This window comes from Bacterioplanes sp. CLAM21 (genome assembly GCF_059641015.1).
Genome location: NZ_CM184929.1, coordinates 1,117,408 through 1,130,635 on the forward strand (window position 1 = coordinate 1,117,408; position 13,228 = coordinate 1,130,635).

Consider the following 13,228-nt stretch of genomic DNA (forward strand, 5'->3'; position numbering starts at 1 on the left):
ACAGTCTCTTATCGGATATCTGACAGTATGATTGCGTCGAACGGCCTGAGCTTCAACCACTTGCCGTGCAAGGTAGCGTAAATATCCGTGATCAGCGATTGGTATACAGCTGAAGTGGCGGCAACTAGCCCAGACTATTGGCCAGTCGATAGTCCATTACCCGTAGTCTGCGCGACAGCGAAACGGCGACGGCGCGAATCACTTTGGCGGCAATTTTGGGCGATTCTTCAGACATGCGATCGAGTGAATCACGTGATAATACCAGCAGGGTGCAGGTGGATTTAGCCACGCAGGTAGCAGAGCGGCGCTCTCCATCGAGAACGGCCATTTCGCCAAAGGTTTTGTTTTGATTGAGCAAGGCAACCGGGATGGTTTGGTTATTGGCGTCGCTTTTCATGACCGATATTTTGCCACTGTGAATGATGCCCATATAGCTGCCGTCGTCGCCTTCGCGAAACAATATGTTGCCAGCTTCGATGTCTTGCAGATTAAAGTAGGGCGCTGCACTGCGCAGTTCTATCGGTGAGAAGTTATCAAACATGGTGCATTCGGCCAGCATACCGATAAGCTCTTCCAGATAAGTTGGTGAATGATCGCGCATCTTATATTCCTGTGGCTAAGTAAACTCAGGCTGGCAAACCTGTTGCCTTAGAGTAGCAAAGCCAATCGCTGCTGAATGCTGCAACAGCGTTGGCTTTTGGTAACTTTTGCAAGGCTTACTCGTGCACTGCAACCTGGCTGAGGGCGGACTCTACTTGGCTAAAATGCTCCAGTACCTCTTCAATTTCGTGGGCGGCATCAAGCCAGTCGTCGGCTTGTTTCATGCCAATGCGGGCCATGGCTTGAACCGTAGCAGGGTGTACCAGAAGATCCTTGGCGTGGTAGCACTCAGCCGTCGGTAAGGGTGGAAGTTTGCCATCGGCATGATAACCCGACTCAATCTCTTCCAACGGCAGCCCGGCTAAAGAATCGGCGACATCATTAAGAGCCTTTAAATAACCGCTGCATTGCGGATACTGCACTTCGAAACTGGCTAATAGCGGCTTGCTGAGTTCCACCAGTGCTTTGGCTTGGGCGGCAATATCATCGCCTTGCTGCTGTTGTAGCTGGAATAACAGCTGTTGGGCATGCTGTTGATACTGCTGCAAAGCGCTGGTGTTGTGAGGAGCAAGGGTTTGTGAATGATGTTGGCTGGACTCGTGGGAATGAGCATTGCCACAGAGAACAGCGAGTGTCGTTGTGACTAACAGTGCACGCATAATAGGGCCTATATCGAATTGAAAACAATTCGCATTCTATGTGCTTGTCGCTCGTTTGTCATATTTAGCGCTGCGCCGTTTTGTGCCAGCACTACGCCAATAAAAAAAGGCCCTATCCGTTTGGATAGGGCCTTTTTAAGAGTTTGGTGGAGATGGCGGGAGTTGAACCCGCGTCCGCCAATCCTCCACTAGAGGATCTACATGCTTAGTCTTCTCTATTGATTTAGCCGACTACGGCCCGAGAGACAGGGCGCAGCTAGCGAGCTCGATTTAAGTTTAACCGTTCAGCTCCGAGCGAAGCATCCGGGCGATCCTGTAGGGCTATGCCCTCGTCCCCCAGTTACAGGCACCTGAGTTCAGAGGTAAGCAGACTTAAGCTGCTAGTGCGTAGTTTTCGTCGTTTGCGACTATAACTAGTGTACAACGTTTATTAACGAGATCGTCGTACGCTCTCGGCATGCACCCATAGCTTCGTAATCAGCGTCGAATCCAGATCATCCCCGAATCCGGTGCACCGCTATCGGCAGTGGTTAAGATGTTGCTTTAGAAAAAAAGTTCCATCTAACAAGCGGCAGATAGTAACACAGAAAATTATCGTACAGAATGCTTCATTACGCGTTCTTTCTGTTTTGCCCAAGCTTTGTCTTTTTCGGTGGCGCGTTTATCGTGCGCTTGTTTACCCTTGGCCAGGGCAATTTCAGCTTTTACACGATGATCTTTCCAGTACAGGGCGGTACAGACACAGGTGTAGCCTTTGGCCTGCACTTTTTGCATCATGCGCTCAATCTCGCGTCGATGCAGCAATAGCTTTCGCTCGCGGCGCGGACTAGCAACCACATGGGTCGATGCCTGATCCAACGGCGTAATCAATGCGCCAGTCAGCCAAGCTTCTCCTTTGTGAAACACAATGTAGGAGTCCAGCAGCTGACACTTGCCAGCACGCAGTGATTTGACTTCCCATCCCAATAAGCTGACACCGGCTTCTGTCTTGTCTTCCAGAAAGAAGTCATGTCGCGCTTTTTTGTTCAGTGCAATGGTATTGCCAGTAACTTTTGGTTTTTTCTTTTTGCTCATGGCGCGGATTATATCTGAGGCCGCCGCTGTTGGGCAGTAGCAGTTGATAACTTACCCTCTGGTGACATTTGAGTAGCTATTTTGCACCTTCGTTTGTCCACTATGGTGCAATTTGTCAATACAGTCTGAACTAGAAGTTTGTAAAGAAGATGTGCGTTTTACCTCCCCATACGGTAGTTTTGCGCCTTGAGTGGAGGAAATTATTTCCTGACAATGCCGAAATAACTAATAAAACAGAAAAAAGAGAGGAAGACTGATGGCGGCAGATAAACGTGGTATGCACGGCGTCTGGGCAAGTCGCTGGACTTTTATTCTGGCAGCGACGGGTTCAGCGGTGGGCCTGGGTAATATTTGGAAGTTCCCATACATTACCGGTGAAAATGGTGGCGGTGCATTTGTACTTATGTACTTAGTGTGCATTCTGGTTGCAGGTATTCCTGTGATGATGGCAGAAGCTCTGCTAGGCCGGAAAGCGCGTTTGAGTCCAATCAACACCATGCGCGAACTGGCAACGGAATATAATGCGCCGAAGTTTTTCCGTGGCATTGGCTGGATGGGAGCCATTGCGGGTTTCTTTATTCTTTCTTTCTACAGTGTGATCGCCGGCTGGACTCTCTCCTACGTGGGCAAGATGGCTTCTGGTGACTTTGTCGGGGCGACTGGTGAAGTGGCTGGTGAGATTTTTGGCGGCCTGTTGGGTGACCCGGTAGCACTGACCCTGTACCACACTGCATTCATGATTCTGACCGGCTTTGTGATTGCACGTGGTGTGCAAGAAGGCCTGGAAAAGACCGTCCGTGTATTGATGCCGCTGCTGTTTATCATGCTGGTCTTGCTGCTTGGTTATAGCATGACGACTCCAGGGTTTGCCGATGGTTGGAACTTCCTGTTTAGCTTTGATGTGAGCAAGTTGACGGGTGAAAGCGTGGTGGTGGCATTGGGCCATTCCTTCTTTACCTTATCGTTGGGTATGGGTGCCATCATGGCGTATGGTGCTTACATGCCGCAGGAAGCGTCACTGGGTAAAACCATTGTGACTGTGGGCATCCTCGATACGCTGGTGGCTTTGGCCGCTGGTTTGGTCATTTTCCCGATTGTGTTTAGCCAAGGGTTGGAGCCAGGCGCCGGTCCTGGCTTGATGTTCCAGACCCTGCCGATTGCCTTTGGTAGTCTGCCGGGCGGTGAGTTCATTGGTACTGTGTTCTTTGTTCTGGTCGTTATTGCCGCTTGGAGCTCTGCCATTTCCATTGCTGAGCCTGCGGTGGCTTGGGCGGTAGAGAGGGGTGCAACACGCACCATGGCAACCGTAATTGTCTGTGGCCTGGCCTGGCTGTTGGGTATCGGTTCTGTATTGTCGTTCAATGAGTGGTCTGAAGTTAAGTTCCTCGGTCGTACTTTCTTCGATAACCTCGACTTCTTAACCGCTAACATCATGCTGCCACTGGGTGGTCTGCTGATTGCGGTATTCGTTGGCTGGTTTATGAAAGAACGTGCGGTGGCTAAGGAAGCCAATGTACAGAACGAGATGGTGTACAATATCTGGCGCGTAATGTTGCGCTTTGTATCACCACTGGCAGTACTGTTCATCTTCGTGAATGGTCTGCTGTAATCAGGAAACCGCATGACCAGAATTACCCGCAGTGCGCTGGTAATGCACAGCGCTGAGGAAATGTTCGAGTTAGTGAATGATGTTCGTCGCTATCCCGAGTTCCTCAGCGGTTGTGAAAACACGGAAGTCCTCGCTGAAGGTGAGGACTATATCGAAGCCCGCTTGACCATAGCCAAGGCGGGATTTGAGCAAAGTTTCAGTACCCGCAATTCTTTACAACGTCCACAACGCATGGATATGCGCTTGGTGGATGGTCCTTTTTCTCATTTTCATGGTATTTGGCATTTTACGCCGTTGTCTCAGCAGGCCTGTAAGGTATCCCTTGAGCTTGAGTTTGAGATGGCCAATCGTTTGGCTGGGGCAGCTATTGGCGCTGTGTTCAAGCAAGTAGCCAATACTATGGTGGATGCTTTTGTCGCCCGCGCTGGAGTGGTTTATGGCTGATATGATTGCCGTTGAAGTGGCCTATGCCCTGCCAGATAAGCAACGCATTATTCAACTTCAGGTTGAAGAAGGCAGTTCGTTACTCGATGCTGCACTGGCCTCAGGCATAGAACGCGAATTCCCTGGGCTAGATCTTCAGCAAGCCAAGATGGGTATCTTTGGTAAAGCCTCACGGGCACCGGATAAGGACACAGTGCGCGATGGTGATCGCATAGAGATTTATCGACCGCTGTTAATCGACCCTAAGCAGGCCAGAGCGAATAGAGCAGCCAAGGCTGCTGCTAGCTCTGAGAAAAAATAGGTCAGCGATTTATTCGCTGACGTTTTCTATCGTGTTGGGCGACTTTTGCTCTGTTGGCAGACTGTTTAGCTGGTTTTCTTCGCTAAATTTGTCTTCTGGCAATGACCCTTCATAGTGGCTGTAGCGACCGCTGTCATCGAAAAATAGGCTAATCCGATAAGATGTTTCGACTTTGTCGCGTTTTTCTAACGAATACACGTAATCCCAGCGCTGCTGGTTAAATGGGTTGGGCAGTACGGGAGTGCCCATAACGTAGATAACCTGGCGTGGTGTCATGCCGGGTTCAAGTTGTTGCAACATGTCAGCAGTCACGATGTTGCCTTGTTGGACGTTCAACTTATAAACGCCGGGAAAGGCACAACCGGAAAGGGTTGCAATACCAAGTGAAACAGTCAGAATTAAAGCTCGCATGCGGTGTATCTCGTCAGTAGGCTTACGACGTGGCTGGCGATGATACCTGATAAGTCTCAATGCTGTGAAATATTCGAGGGAAGCAATGTCCGATCAAAACGTCGAATTGCGCAAAGCCGGCCTGAAAGTCACTTTGCCAAGGGTAAAGATCCTGAGCATTCTGGAAGACAATCCAGACGCCCACCTGAGTGCTGAAGACGTTTATCGCTCACTGATTGATAACGGTGAAGATGTCGGACTGGCGACGGTTTATCGTGTACTGACTCAGTTTGAAAGCGCAGGTTTGGTGGTGCGCCATAACTTTGATGGTGGACATTCAGTGTTTGAATTGGCGCGTGGTGAACATCACGACCATATGGTTAACGTCGATGATGGCAGTGTCATTGAATTCACCAACGATCAAATTGAACGCTTGCAGCATGAAATTGCAGAGTCACATGGTTTTGATCTGGTTGATCACAGCCTAGTGCTGTACGTGCGTAAAAAGAAATAAAGGCAATACGTGATTAGATACAACAAAGCCCGGTTTTGCCGGGCTTTGTTGTATCTGGGCATCAGATAGCCGCTGGCTGGTTTGCTAGTTGGCGAGAGCGATCATTTCTTTAGCATGAGCCAGGGTTTGCTGGGTGATATCGATTCCCCCCAGCATACGTGCCACCTCTTCACAGCGCTGCTGCTCATTTAATAAGCGAATATGAGTGTGAGTGGCGCTGTCGCCGCTGATCTTGCTGACTTGAAAGTGCTGGTGAGCTTGTGCCGCCACTTGTGGCTGGTGGGTGACACACATAACCTGAACCGTTTCTCCCAAGGTACGCATTAAACGACCGACGCGCTCGGCAGTACCGCCGCCGATGCCAACATCAACCTCATCAAAAATGATGCTGTCAGTATCGTTGCTTTGTGCAGTCACCACTTGAATCGCCAAGCTGATGCGCGCCAACTCGCCACCCGAGGCGACTTTGGCCAGAGGGCCCATGGGAGTTCCAGGGTTGGTCTGGACATACAACTCAACCTGATCAATACCATGTTGAGCGGGTTTGCCTGCACTTATGTGCGTACGCAATATGACTTGGCCCAAATCCAATGATTGCAATTGCTGGCCAACTTGCTGATCGAGCTGAGTTGCGGCCTGTTGGCGAGCTTGCGAAAGTTGAGAAGCACCCTGATGGTAGGCCTGCTGATAGGCATCAATTTGCTGTTGTAGCTGCTCAAGATCTTCATCAGACACGTTCAGTTGTTGCAACTGCTGCTCAAGAGATTGCCAGTGCTGGTACAGCTCTTGCGGTTGTACTTGGTGTTTGCGTGCCATGGAAAAGATATCGCTAAGGCGACTCTCCACTTGTTGCAATCGGTGTGGGTTGATATCCACTTGCTCAAGATAACGCTGCAGCGACAAGCTGGCCTCTTCCAATTGAATGTGGCCCTGCTGCAGCAGTTCTCTGGCATCATTTAACTCTGGGTGATCGTCATCGATGGCCTGCAGCTGATGAATGGCTTGCCATACCAGTTGCACAGCAGCGGTATCGCTGTGTTCGTCTCCCTGGCATAGCACTCGGGCTTGTTGGCCACTCAGTAGCATGGTTTCGGCACCGGCCAAACGCTTATGGTCGAGCTCTAACGACTCCAGCTCGGTTTCGCTGAGGGCCAGTTGGCGCAGCTCTTCAATCTGATAGCTCAATAACTGTTTCTGTGCTTCGCTTTCTTGGCTCTGATGGCGCAGGCGCGCCAACTGCTGGGCGCTTTGCTGCCATTGACGAAAGTCGGTGCTGACTTGCTGGCGCAAGCTATTCAAGCCGGCAAAGTTGTCCAGCAAAGAACGCACGGTATCAGGTTGAAGCAGGCGCTGATGAGCGTGCTGAGCGTGAATATCGATCAATAGCTGAGACAGTTCACGCAATTGCGATAGCGGGCTGCTGCGACCATTAATAAACGCGCGTGAGCGCCCTTCTTTGCTGACGGTGCGACGCAAAACCACGTCTGTTTCTTCGTCCAGCAAATCGCGTTGTTGTAACCACTGCAGCGCTTGCGGATTGAGTTGGAAGGTGGCACTAACGTCAGCTCGCTCGGCACCTTGGCGAACAAAGCCGGCGTCGGCGCGTTGGCCTAAAGCCAGACCAAGAGCATCCAGCAAGATAGATTTACCGGCTCCAGTTTCCCCGGTGATCACCACCATGCCGTGTTGGAATTCCAGATCTAGCTGCTCAACCAGAGCAAATTGGCGAATAGACAGATGACTGAGCATAGCGGCGCCCCTACCTGAATAGATATACAGTGTTTTTATATACAGTGTCGGCATCTGTCAAGGGAATGTCCGGTTAGCCCTTGAAAGATTTGCATCCGTTCCCATATACAGCCCAGCTGAAACACGATTGAGGAAGAGTTGGATGTCTGACGAGCACAAGCAAGAAGACACTAATATCGATGAAGCCGTACAAGACGCGGTTGAAGAGTCCACCCAGCCAGATGCTGAACAAGCCGATGACGCGCTTGCTCGAATGCAAGAAGAACTGACTGAAGCGAAAGAGCAGCAGTTGCGTATTCAAGCTGAGATGCAAAATGTTCGTCGTCGAGCTGAGCTGGATGTGGAAAAGGCGCATAAGTTTGGCTTGGAAAAATTCGCCAGTGAAATGCTGAGTGTGGTCGATAACCTCGAACGAGCACTAGCCGCAGCAGGCGAAGATGAAGCCACACAAGCCTTGCGTGAAGGCGTAGAAATGACTCTCAGTGGTTTGTTGGCGGGACTGGAAAAGTTCCAAATCAAGGCCATTGATCCACAAGGTCAGCCGTTTGACCCTGAACTGCATCAGGCAATGTCGATGGTCGACAACCCAGATGTTGAAGCCAACACCGTGATTGCTGTTATGCAAAAAGGCTACACCTTGCATGAGCGTTTGCTGCGTCCTGCTATGGTAATGGTCAGCAAAGGTGCGGCCAAAGTGGATGAGAAAGCATAAAAACCACACATAAGGCCTTGAAAAGCGATTTTCCGCACTTACATAAAGGTTAACGCTGAACATCGCGGTTTCAGGCCGACAGCAAAACGAAAACACAGAATACATTGACCGCCCCAGAGCGGTGATCGGAGATAATAGCTATGGGTAAAATTATTGGTATCGACCTGGGCACCACGAACTCATGTGTGGCGGTTCAGGATGGCGGCAAAGCCAAAGTGATTGAAAATGCCGAGGGTGATCGCACCACGCCTTCCATTATTGCTTACACCGACGGTGAGACCTTGGTTGGTCAGCCAGCCAAACGTCAGGCGGTGACTAACCCTGACAACACTTTGTTTGCTATTAAGCGCCTGATTGGTCGTCGTTTTGGCGACGATGTGGTGCAAAAAGACATTTCTATGGTGCCGTACAAAATCATCGAAGCCGATAATGGCGATGCCTGGGTACAGGTAAACGGTGAAAAATTCGCACCACCACAAATTTCAGCTGAAGTGCTGAAAAAGATGAAAAAAACCGCTGAAGATTATCTGGGTGAGCCAGTCACCGAAGCGGTTATTACTGTGCCTGCGTACTTCAACGATTCACAGCGTCAGGCGACCAAAGACGCCGGTAAAATCGCTGGTTTGGAAGTTAAACGTATCATTAACGAGCCAACGGCAGCGGCGCTGGCGTATGGTATCGATAAAGAAGGTGGCGATCGCACCATCGCGGTCTACGACCTGGGTGGCGGTACTTTCGATATTTCCATTATTGAAGTGGCCGATGTCGACGGTGAAAAGCAGTTTGAAGTATTAGCAACCAACGGTGACACCTTCTTGGGTGGTGAAGACTTTGACCTGCGTTTGATCGAGTATCTGGCAGAAGAATTCAAGAAAGAAAGCGGCATCGATCTGCACAATGATCCGCTGGCATTGCAGCGTCTGAAAGAAGCTGCAGAGAAGGCCAAAGTGGAGCTGTCTTCAGCGCAGCAAACCGATGTTAATCTGCCGTACATTACGGCCGATGCCAGTGGTCCTAAGCACTTAAATGTCAAAGTGACTCGTGCCAAGTTGGAAAGCCTGGTTGAAGATCTGGTTGAGCGCTCTCTGGAGCCATGTCGCATTGCGCTGAAAGATGCGGGCATTAGCTCAGGTGAAGTGGATGAAGTTATCCTGGTGGGTGGTCAGACCCGTATGCCTATGGTGCAGCAGAAAGTCGCTGCGTTCTTTGGCAAAGACCCACGTAAGGATGTCAACCCAGATGAAGCTGTCGCGGTAGGCGCAGCGATTCAAGGTGCGGTTCTGTCTGGTGATGTAAAAGACGTACTGCTGCTGGACGTGACTCCACTGACCCTGGGTATTGAAACCATGGGTGGCGTGGCGACGCCGCTGATTGATAAAAACACCACCATCCCGACGAAAAAGTCGCAGGTGTTCTCAACCGCGGACGACAACCAAACTGCCGTGACCATTCACGTGGTCCAGGGCGAACGTAAGCAAGCCGCGCAGAACAAGTCTTTGGGTCGTTTTGACTTGAGCGATATTCCGCCGGCAGCTCGTGGTGTACCGCAGATCGAAGTAACCTTTGATATTGATGCCAACGGTATTTTGAACGTTAGCGCCAAAGACAAGGCTACTGGCAAAGAGCAGTCGATCGTGATTAAAGCGTCTTCTGGTCTGAGCGATGATGAAATCGAGAAAATGGTGGCTGATGCCGAAGCCAATGCCGAAGCGGATAAGAAGTTTGAAGAAATGATCCAGGTGCGCAACACCGCAGATGGTCTGATTCACGCCACTAAGAAGACGTTGGAAGAAGCCGGTGATAAGGCGACCGACGACGAGAAGCAGGCGATTGAAAAAGCCATTGCTGATCTGGAAGAAGCGTTGAAAGGCGACGACAAAGAAGCCATCGAGCAAAAGACTCAGGCACTGACTGAAGCTTCTAGCTCACTGGCTCAAAAACTGTACGCCGAGCAAGCGCAGCAGGCACAGGGTGCCGACGGCGAGCAGTCATCCGCTCAGGATGATGACGTTGTTGATGCTGAGTTTGAAGAAGTGAAAGACAAATAATCAGGGCCCGCTCTGATGATGTGACGCGGCGCCACAGGTCTCCTGGGGCCCGCGTTTTTTGTGTATCTACAGGATACGGAACGTATGTCAAAACGAGATTTTTACGAAGTTCTGGGGGTTGCCCGCGACGTCGATAGCAAAGAGCTTAAGCGCGCTTATCGCAAGCTGGCGATGAAGTACCATCCGGACCGTAATCCGGATGACCCGGATGCCGACGCCAAATTCAAAGAAGCCACCGAGGCTTATGAAGTATTGGGCGACGAGCAAAAACGCGCCGCTTATGATCAGTATGGTCATGCCGGTGTGGACTCCAGCGCCGGTGGTGGCTTTGGTGGTGGTGGCGCTAACTTCAGCGACATTTTCGGCGATGTATTTGGCGATATTTTCGGCGGCGGTGGTCGTGGCGGACGTGGTGGTCCACAGCGTGGATCTGACTTGCGTTACACCATGGAGCTGACGCTGGAAGAAGCTGTGCGTGGTGTGGAAAAAACCATTCGTGTGCCTACGTTGGTGGGTTGTGAGCCTTGTAATGGCAGCGGTGCCAAGCCAGGTACCTCACCGAAGTCCTGTAACACCTGTGGTGGCCAGGGTCAGGTGCGTATGCAGCAGGGTTTTTTCTCGGTGCAGCAAACTTGCCCGACCTGTCGTGGTCAGGGCACCATCATCGATGATCCTTGTGATAGTTGTCATGGTCGCGGTGTTAAAGAAGAAACCAAAACCCTATCGGTGAAAATTCCACCGGGTGTCGATACCGGCGATCGTATTCGCTTATCCGGTGAAGGCGAGGCGGGTGCAATGGGCGGTCCTGCTGGCGATCTGTATGTGCAGGTCAGCGTGCGTGAGCATGAGCTGTTCCATCGCGATGGTCGCAACCTGTACTGCGATGTGCCGATCAGCATTGTCGATGCTGCCTTGGGCGGCGAGCTTGAAGTGCCGACCTTGGATGGTCGCGTTAAGCTGAAAATTCCGGCAGAAACACAAAGTGGCAAGCTGTTCCGTTTGCGCAATAAGGGGGTAACGCCAGTGCGCGGTGGTGCACCGGGTGACTTGTTGTGCCGGGTACAGGTTGAAACACCGGTCAATTTGACCAACGAGCAAAAAGAGCTGTTGCGTCAGTTCCAGGCATCGCTTAACGGTGAAAAGCATTCGCCGAAGAAAACCGGCTGGTTTGATGGCGTGAAAAAATTCTTCGAAGAAATCTGACCAGTCTCTGGCGCGGCTTTGTGCTTAGCGCCAGCTTTTAGGACACCTTATGACACGAATTGCAATTGCCGGGGCTGCCGGTCGTATGGGGCGGGTGCTGATTGAAGCCGTTGATCAACATCAGCAGGCGTCGTTGGGGGCTGCCTTTGTTTTGCCTGAAGACCCTATGTTGGGGGTTGATGCCGGCGCATTGGCAGGCTTAGGCAAGGTGTTGGAGTTACCAACCAGTGCCTCTATTGCCGATCATCTCGACGATTTTGATGTGCTGATCGATTTCACCTCACCTGCTGCTAGCATTGCCAATGTGGCAGTGTGTGGTGCTGCGGGTAAGTCGATTGTAATTGGCACAACTGGCTTGTCGGATGAGCAAAGAGCGGTTCTGCAGCAGGCTGCTGCCGGGCAGTCGATTGTATTTGCAGCCAATTATTCGGTCGGTGTTAACCTGTGCCTGAATCTGTTGCGTATGGCGGCAGCGGTGATGGGCGATGACAGTGATATTGAAGTGATCGAAATGCATCATCGCCATAAGGTTGATGCGCCGTCAGGTACCGCCTTGCGTATGGGTGAGGTGTTGGCCGAAACCATGGGCTGGGATTTAAACGAAGTCGCTGTATATGGCCGTGATGGCTACACCGGCGCTCGTCCACATAAGCAAATTGGCTTTGAAACCATTCGTGGCGGTGACGTGGTGGGTGATCATACCGTAATGTTTGCCAGTGAAGGCGAGCGAGTGGAAATTACCCATAAAGCGCAGAGCCGTATGACCTTTGCCAAGGGGGCAGTGAGAGCTGCATTGTGGGTGGTTGAGCAGCCTAACGGCTTATACGATATGTCGGACGTGTTGGGATTTTAATTGCTGCCAAGCGTAAATAAAAAACGGGCCGTTGGCCCGTTTTTTATTTGTCTGGCGTTATGCTTTAACGCCCAGTAGATGATCAAAGCCGCGCTCGACCATGCTGTCCATGCCTCTCGGTCTGCCATTCGGGTCAAACACCATAGACACCAGCATTTGTGCATTACCTAAGGCCCAGCGTGCCCGTTCTTTGGGTGACAATCCAGGCTCCAGTTGGCCTTTTTTGATGCCTTTGTCAATTTGCTTGGCGATCATGCTTAATAGCTTGTTTTGGAATTCCAAATAAGCAGGCCAAATGTCCTCGCGTACCGATGCACTCCATTCCAGCCACACTTTGATGTAATCGGGGTTTTCTTCGCAAGCTTGTAAAAAAGCCTTGATGTGATTGCGAATGGCTTCCACCGGATCTTCACAGTTGCTGTATACGTCTTCAGCCAGTTGCAGCAAAAACTGCTCGACCTCAATTAATACATCATTGACTAACGCTTCACGGGTCTTGAAATAATTGAAAACCGTGGCGACAGAGACGCCACCATGTTCCGCAATTTCAGTATGGCCACCACGGCCAATACCGCGCTGGGCGAATACTTCGACCGCGTGGGTTAACAACAAACGTTTTCGCTCTTCGGGTTGCAGGCGGCGACGGCCGTCAACGGCTACAGGCATATACAGGTCCTCACATCTTCCTCGGGTGCTGTTGTTGTAGGCTTGACGCTCACTTTCAGCTAAATGAGCGCTGCATTTTTTATAGTCAGACTAGGGCGCTAGTTAACACGGTGTTAGTAGTTAAAGCGCTCAATAATAATAAAGGACGACCTACTACTATTGGGAAGCAGAATCGAGTGTAAGTTTGTTTGTCTGGAATGTAACATTGTGTAATTGATCTGGGTAGTGCTGATAGTCCTATCTGTGTCGAAGTCGTCATCCTCTGCGTGGACAAGTTAAGACCTTTTTAGTATCATTTAGGGTTAAGTCCAGCATGTACAGAATGCACCTGTCGAATACAGGGCATACACAGAATTAGTTAAAAGCGGAATGGGGTCGTCAGCGTCGCCATTCCGCTTTTTTACGA

At 50.9% G+C, this 13,228-nt stretch carries 14 protein-coding genes and 1 other RNA gene; 8 read left to right on the forward strand and 7 right to left on the reverse strand.

Features of this window, described 5'->3' with window-relative positions:
• Positions 1-124 precede the first annotated feature (124 nt).
• From AC55FS_RS05285 to smpB, 4 genes are all read right to left on the reverse strand, one after another.
• On the reverse strand, positions 125-601 hold the full coding sequence (locus tag AC55FS_RS05285) for a Crp/Fnr family transcriptional regulator (protein WP_496935029.1): 477 nt from the start codon (positions 599-601) through the stop codon (positions 125-127).
• Between the two features lie 115 nt (positions 602-716).
• Entirely contained in the window at positions 717-1,259 is a 543-nt protein-coding gene (locus tag AC55FS_RS05290) for a hypothetical protein (protein ID WP_496935030.1), read from the reverse strand.
• A 144-nt stretch (positions 1,260-1,403) separates the two neighbouring features.
• Positions 1,404-1,761: a transfer-messenger RNA gene (gene ssrA / locus AC55FS_RS05295) on the reverse strand.
• Between the two features lie 89 nt (positions 1,762-1,850).
• A complete protein-coding gene (gene smpB / locus AC55FS_RS05300) occupies positions 1,851-2,333 on the reverse strand; it encodes an SsrA-binding protein SmpB (protein WP_496935031.1) in 483 nt (160 codons plus the stop codon).
• 256 nt (positions 2,334-2,589) lie between these two features.
• Here smpB and AC55FS_RS05305 point away from each other — a divergent pair, with 256 nt between their 5' ends.
• From AC55FS_RS05305 to AC55FS_RS05315, 3 genes are read left to right on the forward strand one after another with little or no spacing between them, the layout of a single operon-like run.
• Positions 2,590-3,942, forward strand: a complete 1,353-nt coding sequence (locus AC55FS_RS05305) for a sodium-dependent transporter (RefSeq protein ID WP_496935032.1) — start codon at positions 2,590-2,592, stop codon at positions 3,940-3,942.
• Between the two features lie 12 nt (positions 3,943-3,954).
• On the forward strand, positions 3,955-4,386 hold the full coding sequence (locus AC55FS_RS05310; protein ID WP_496935033.1) for a type II toxin-antitoxin system RatA family toxin: 432 nt from the start codon (positions 3,955-3,957) through the stop codon (positions 4,384-4,386).
• Positions 4,379-4,687 carry an RnfH family protein gene (locus AC55FS_RS05315; RefSeq protein ID WP_496935034.1) on the forward strand — a complete coding sequence of 103 codons (309 nt, stop codon included), beginning with the start codon at positions 4,379-4,381 and terminating at the stop codon, positions 4,685-4,687. The genes AC55FS_RS05310 and AC55FS_RS05315 overlap by 8 nt, the downstream gene beginning before the upstream one ends.
• Positions 4,688-4,696: 9 nt before the next feature.
• Here AC55FS_RS05315 and AC55FS_RS05320 read toward each other — a convergent pair whose 3' ends face one another.
• The gene (locus AC55FS_RS05320) at positions 4,697-5,098 is read right to left on the reverse strand and encodes an outer membrane protein assembly factor BamE (protein WP_496935035.1); all 402 of its coding nucleotides are present in this window, start codon (positions 5,096-5,098) and stop codon (positions 4,697-4,699) included.
• 85 nt (positions 5,099-5,183) lie between these two features.
• On the opposite strand from AC55FS_RS05320, the gene fur reads away from it, so the two are divergent.
• The gene (fur, locus tag AC55FS_RS05325; RefSeq protein WP_496935036.1) at positions 5,184-5,591 is read left to right on the forward strand and encodes a ferric iron uptake transcriptional regulator; all 408 of its coding nucleotides are present in this window, start codon (positions 5,184-5,186) and stop codon (positions 5,589-5,591) included.
• Positions 5,592-5,675: 84 nt separating this feature from the next.
• Here fur and recN read toward each other — a convergent pair whose 3' ends face one another.
• Positions 5,676-7,340, reverse strand: coding sequence for a DNA repair protein RecN (recN, locus tag AC55FS_RS05330; RefSeq protein ID WP_496935037.1), 1,665 nt, complete (start codon positions 7,338-7,340; stop codon positions 5,676-5,678).
• A gap of 142 nt (positions 7,341-7,482) precedes the next feature.
• On the opposite strand from recN, the gene grpE reads away from it, so the two are divergent.
• The 4 genes from grpE (at position 7,483) to dapB (ending at position 12,156) form a co-directional block, all read left to right on the forward strand.
• Positions 7,483-8,052, forward strand: a complete 570-nt coding sequence (grpE, locus tag AC55FS_RS05335; protein ID WP_496935038.1) for a nucleotide exchange factor GrpE — start codon at positions 7,483-7,485, stop codon at positions 8,050-8,052.
• Between the two features lie 140 nt (positions 8,053-8,192).
• Entirely contained in the window at positions 8,193-10,100 is a 1,908-nt protein-coding gene (dnaK, locus tag AC55FS_RS05340) for a molecular chaperone DnaK (RefSeq protein WP_496935039.1), read from the forward strand.
• Between the two features lie 84 nt (positions 10,101-10,184).
• Positions 10,185-11,303 (forward strand): molecular chaperone DnaJ, encoded by a 1,119-nt coding sequence (gene dnaJ / locus AC55FS_RS05345; RefSeq protein ID WP_496935040.1) that lies wholly within the window; start codon positions 10,185-10,187, stop codon positions 11,301-11,303.
• Between the two features lie 49 nt (positions 11,304-11,352).
• Entirely contained in the window at positions 11,353-12,156 is an 804-nt protein-coding gene (gene dapB, locus AC55FS_RS05350; protein ID WP_496935041.1) for a 4-hydroxy-tetrahydrodipicolinate reductase, read from the forward strand.
• Positions 12,157-12,213: 57 nt separating this feature from the next.
• On the opposite strand, the gene AC55FS_RS05355 is transcribed toward dapB, so the two are convergent.
• A complete protein-coding gene (locus tag AC55FS_RS05355) occupies positions 12,214-12,822 on the reverse strand; it encodes a TetR/AcrR family transcriptional regulator (protein WP_496935042.1) in 609 nt (202 codons plus the stop codon).
• Positions 12,823-13,228: the final 406 nt, after the last annotated feature.

Excerpts from the sequence above, each read along its gene's own strand:
- grpE (WP_496935038.1), top strand. The coding sequence starts at position 7,483 with ATGTCTGACGAGCACAAGCAAGAAGACACTAATATCGATGAAGCCGTA.
- recN (WP_496935037.1), bottom strand. The coding sequence starts at position 7,340 with ATGCTCAGTCATCTGTCTATTCGCCAATTTGCTCTGGTTGAGCAGCTA.
- AC55FS_RS05355 (WP_496935042.1), bottom strand. The coding sequence starts at position 12,822 with ATGCCTGTAGCCGTTGACGGCCGTCGCCGCCTGCAACCCGAAGAGCGA.
- dnaK (WP_496935039.1), top strand. The coding sequence starts at position 8,193 with ATGGGTAAAATTATTGGTATCGACCTGGGCACCACGAACTCATGTGTG.
- dapB (WP_496935041.1), top strand. The coding sequence starts at position 11,353 with ATGACACGAATTGCAATTGCCGGGGCTGCCGGTCGTATGGGGCGGGTG.
- AC55FS_RS05315 (WP_496935034.1), top strand. The coding sequence starts at position 4,379 with ATGGCTGATATGATTGCCGTTGAAGTGGCCTATGCCCTGCCAGATAAG.
- fur (WP_496935036.1), top strand. The coding sequence starts at position 5,184 with ATGTCCGATCAAAACGTCGAATTGCGCAAAGCCGGCCTGAAAGTCACT.
- AC55FS_RS05290 (WP_496935030.1), bottom strand. The coding sequence starts at position 1,259 with ATGCGTGCACTGTTAGTCACAACGACACTCGCTGTTCTCTGTGGCAAT.
- dnaJ (WP_496935040.1), top strand. The coding sequence starts at position 10,185 with ATGTCAAAACGAGATTTTTACGAAGTTCTGGGGGTTGCCCGCGACGTC.
- AC55FS_RS05310 (WP_496935033.1), top strand. The coding sequence starts at position 3,955 with ATGACCAGAATTACCCGCAGTGCGCTGGTAATGCACAGCGCTGAGGAA.
- AC55FS_RS05305 (WP_496935032.1), top strand. The coding sequence starts at position 2,590 with ATGGCGGCAGATAAACGTGGTATGCACGGCGTCTGGGCAAGTCGCTGG.
- AC55FS_RS05320 (WP_496935035.1), bottom strand. The coding sequence starts at position 5,098 with ATGCGAGCTTTAATTCTGACTGTTTCACTTGGTATTGCAACCCTTTCC.
- smpB (WP_496935031.1), bottom strand. The coding sequence starts at position 2,333 with ATGAGCAAAAAGAAAAAACCAAAAGTTACTGGCAATACCATTGCACTG.
- AC55FS_RS05285 (WP_496935029.1), bottom strand. The coding sequence starts at position 601 with ATGCGCGATCATTCACCAACTTATCTGGAAGAGCTTATCGGTATGCTG.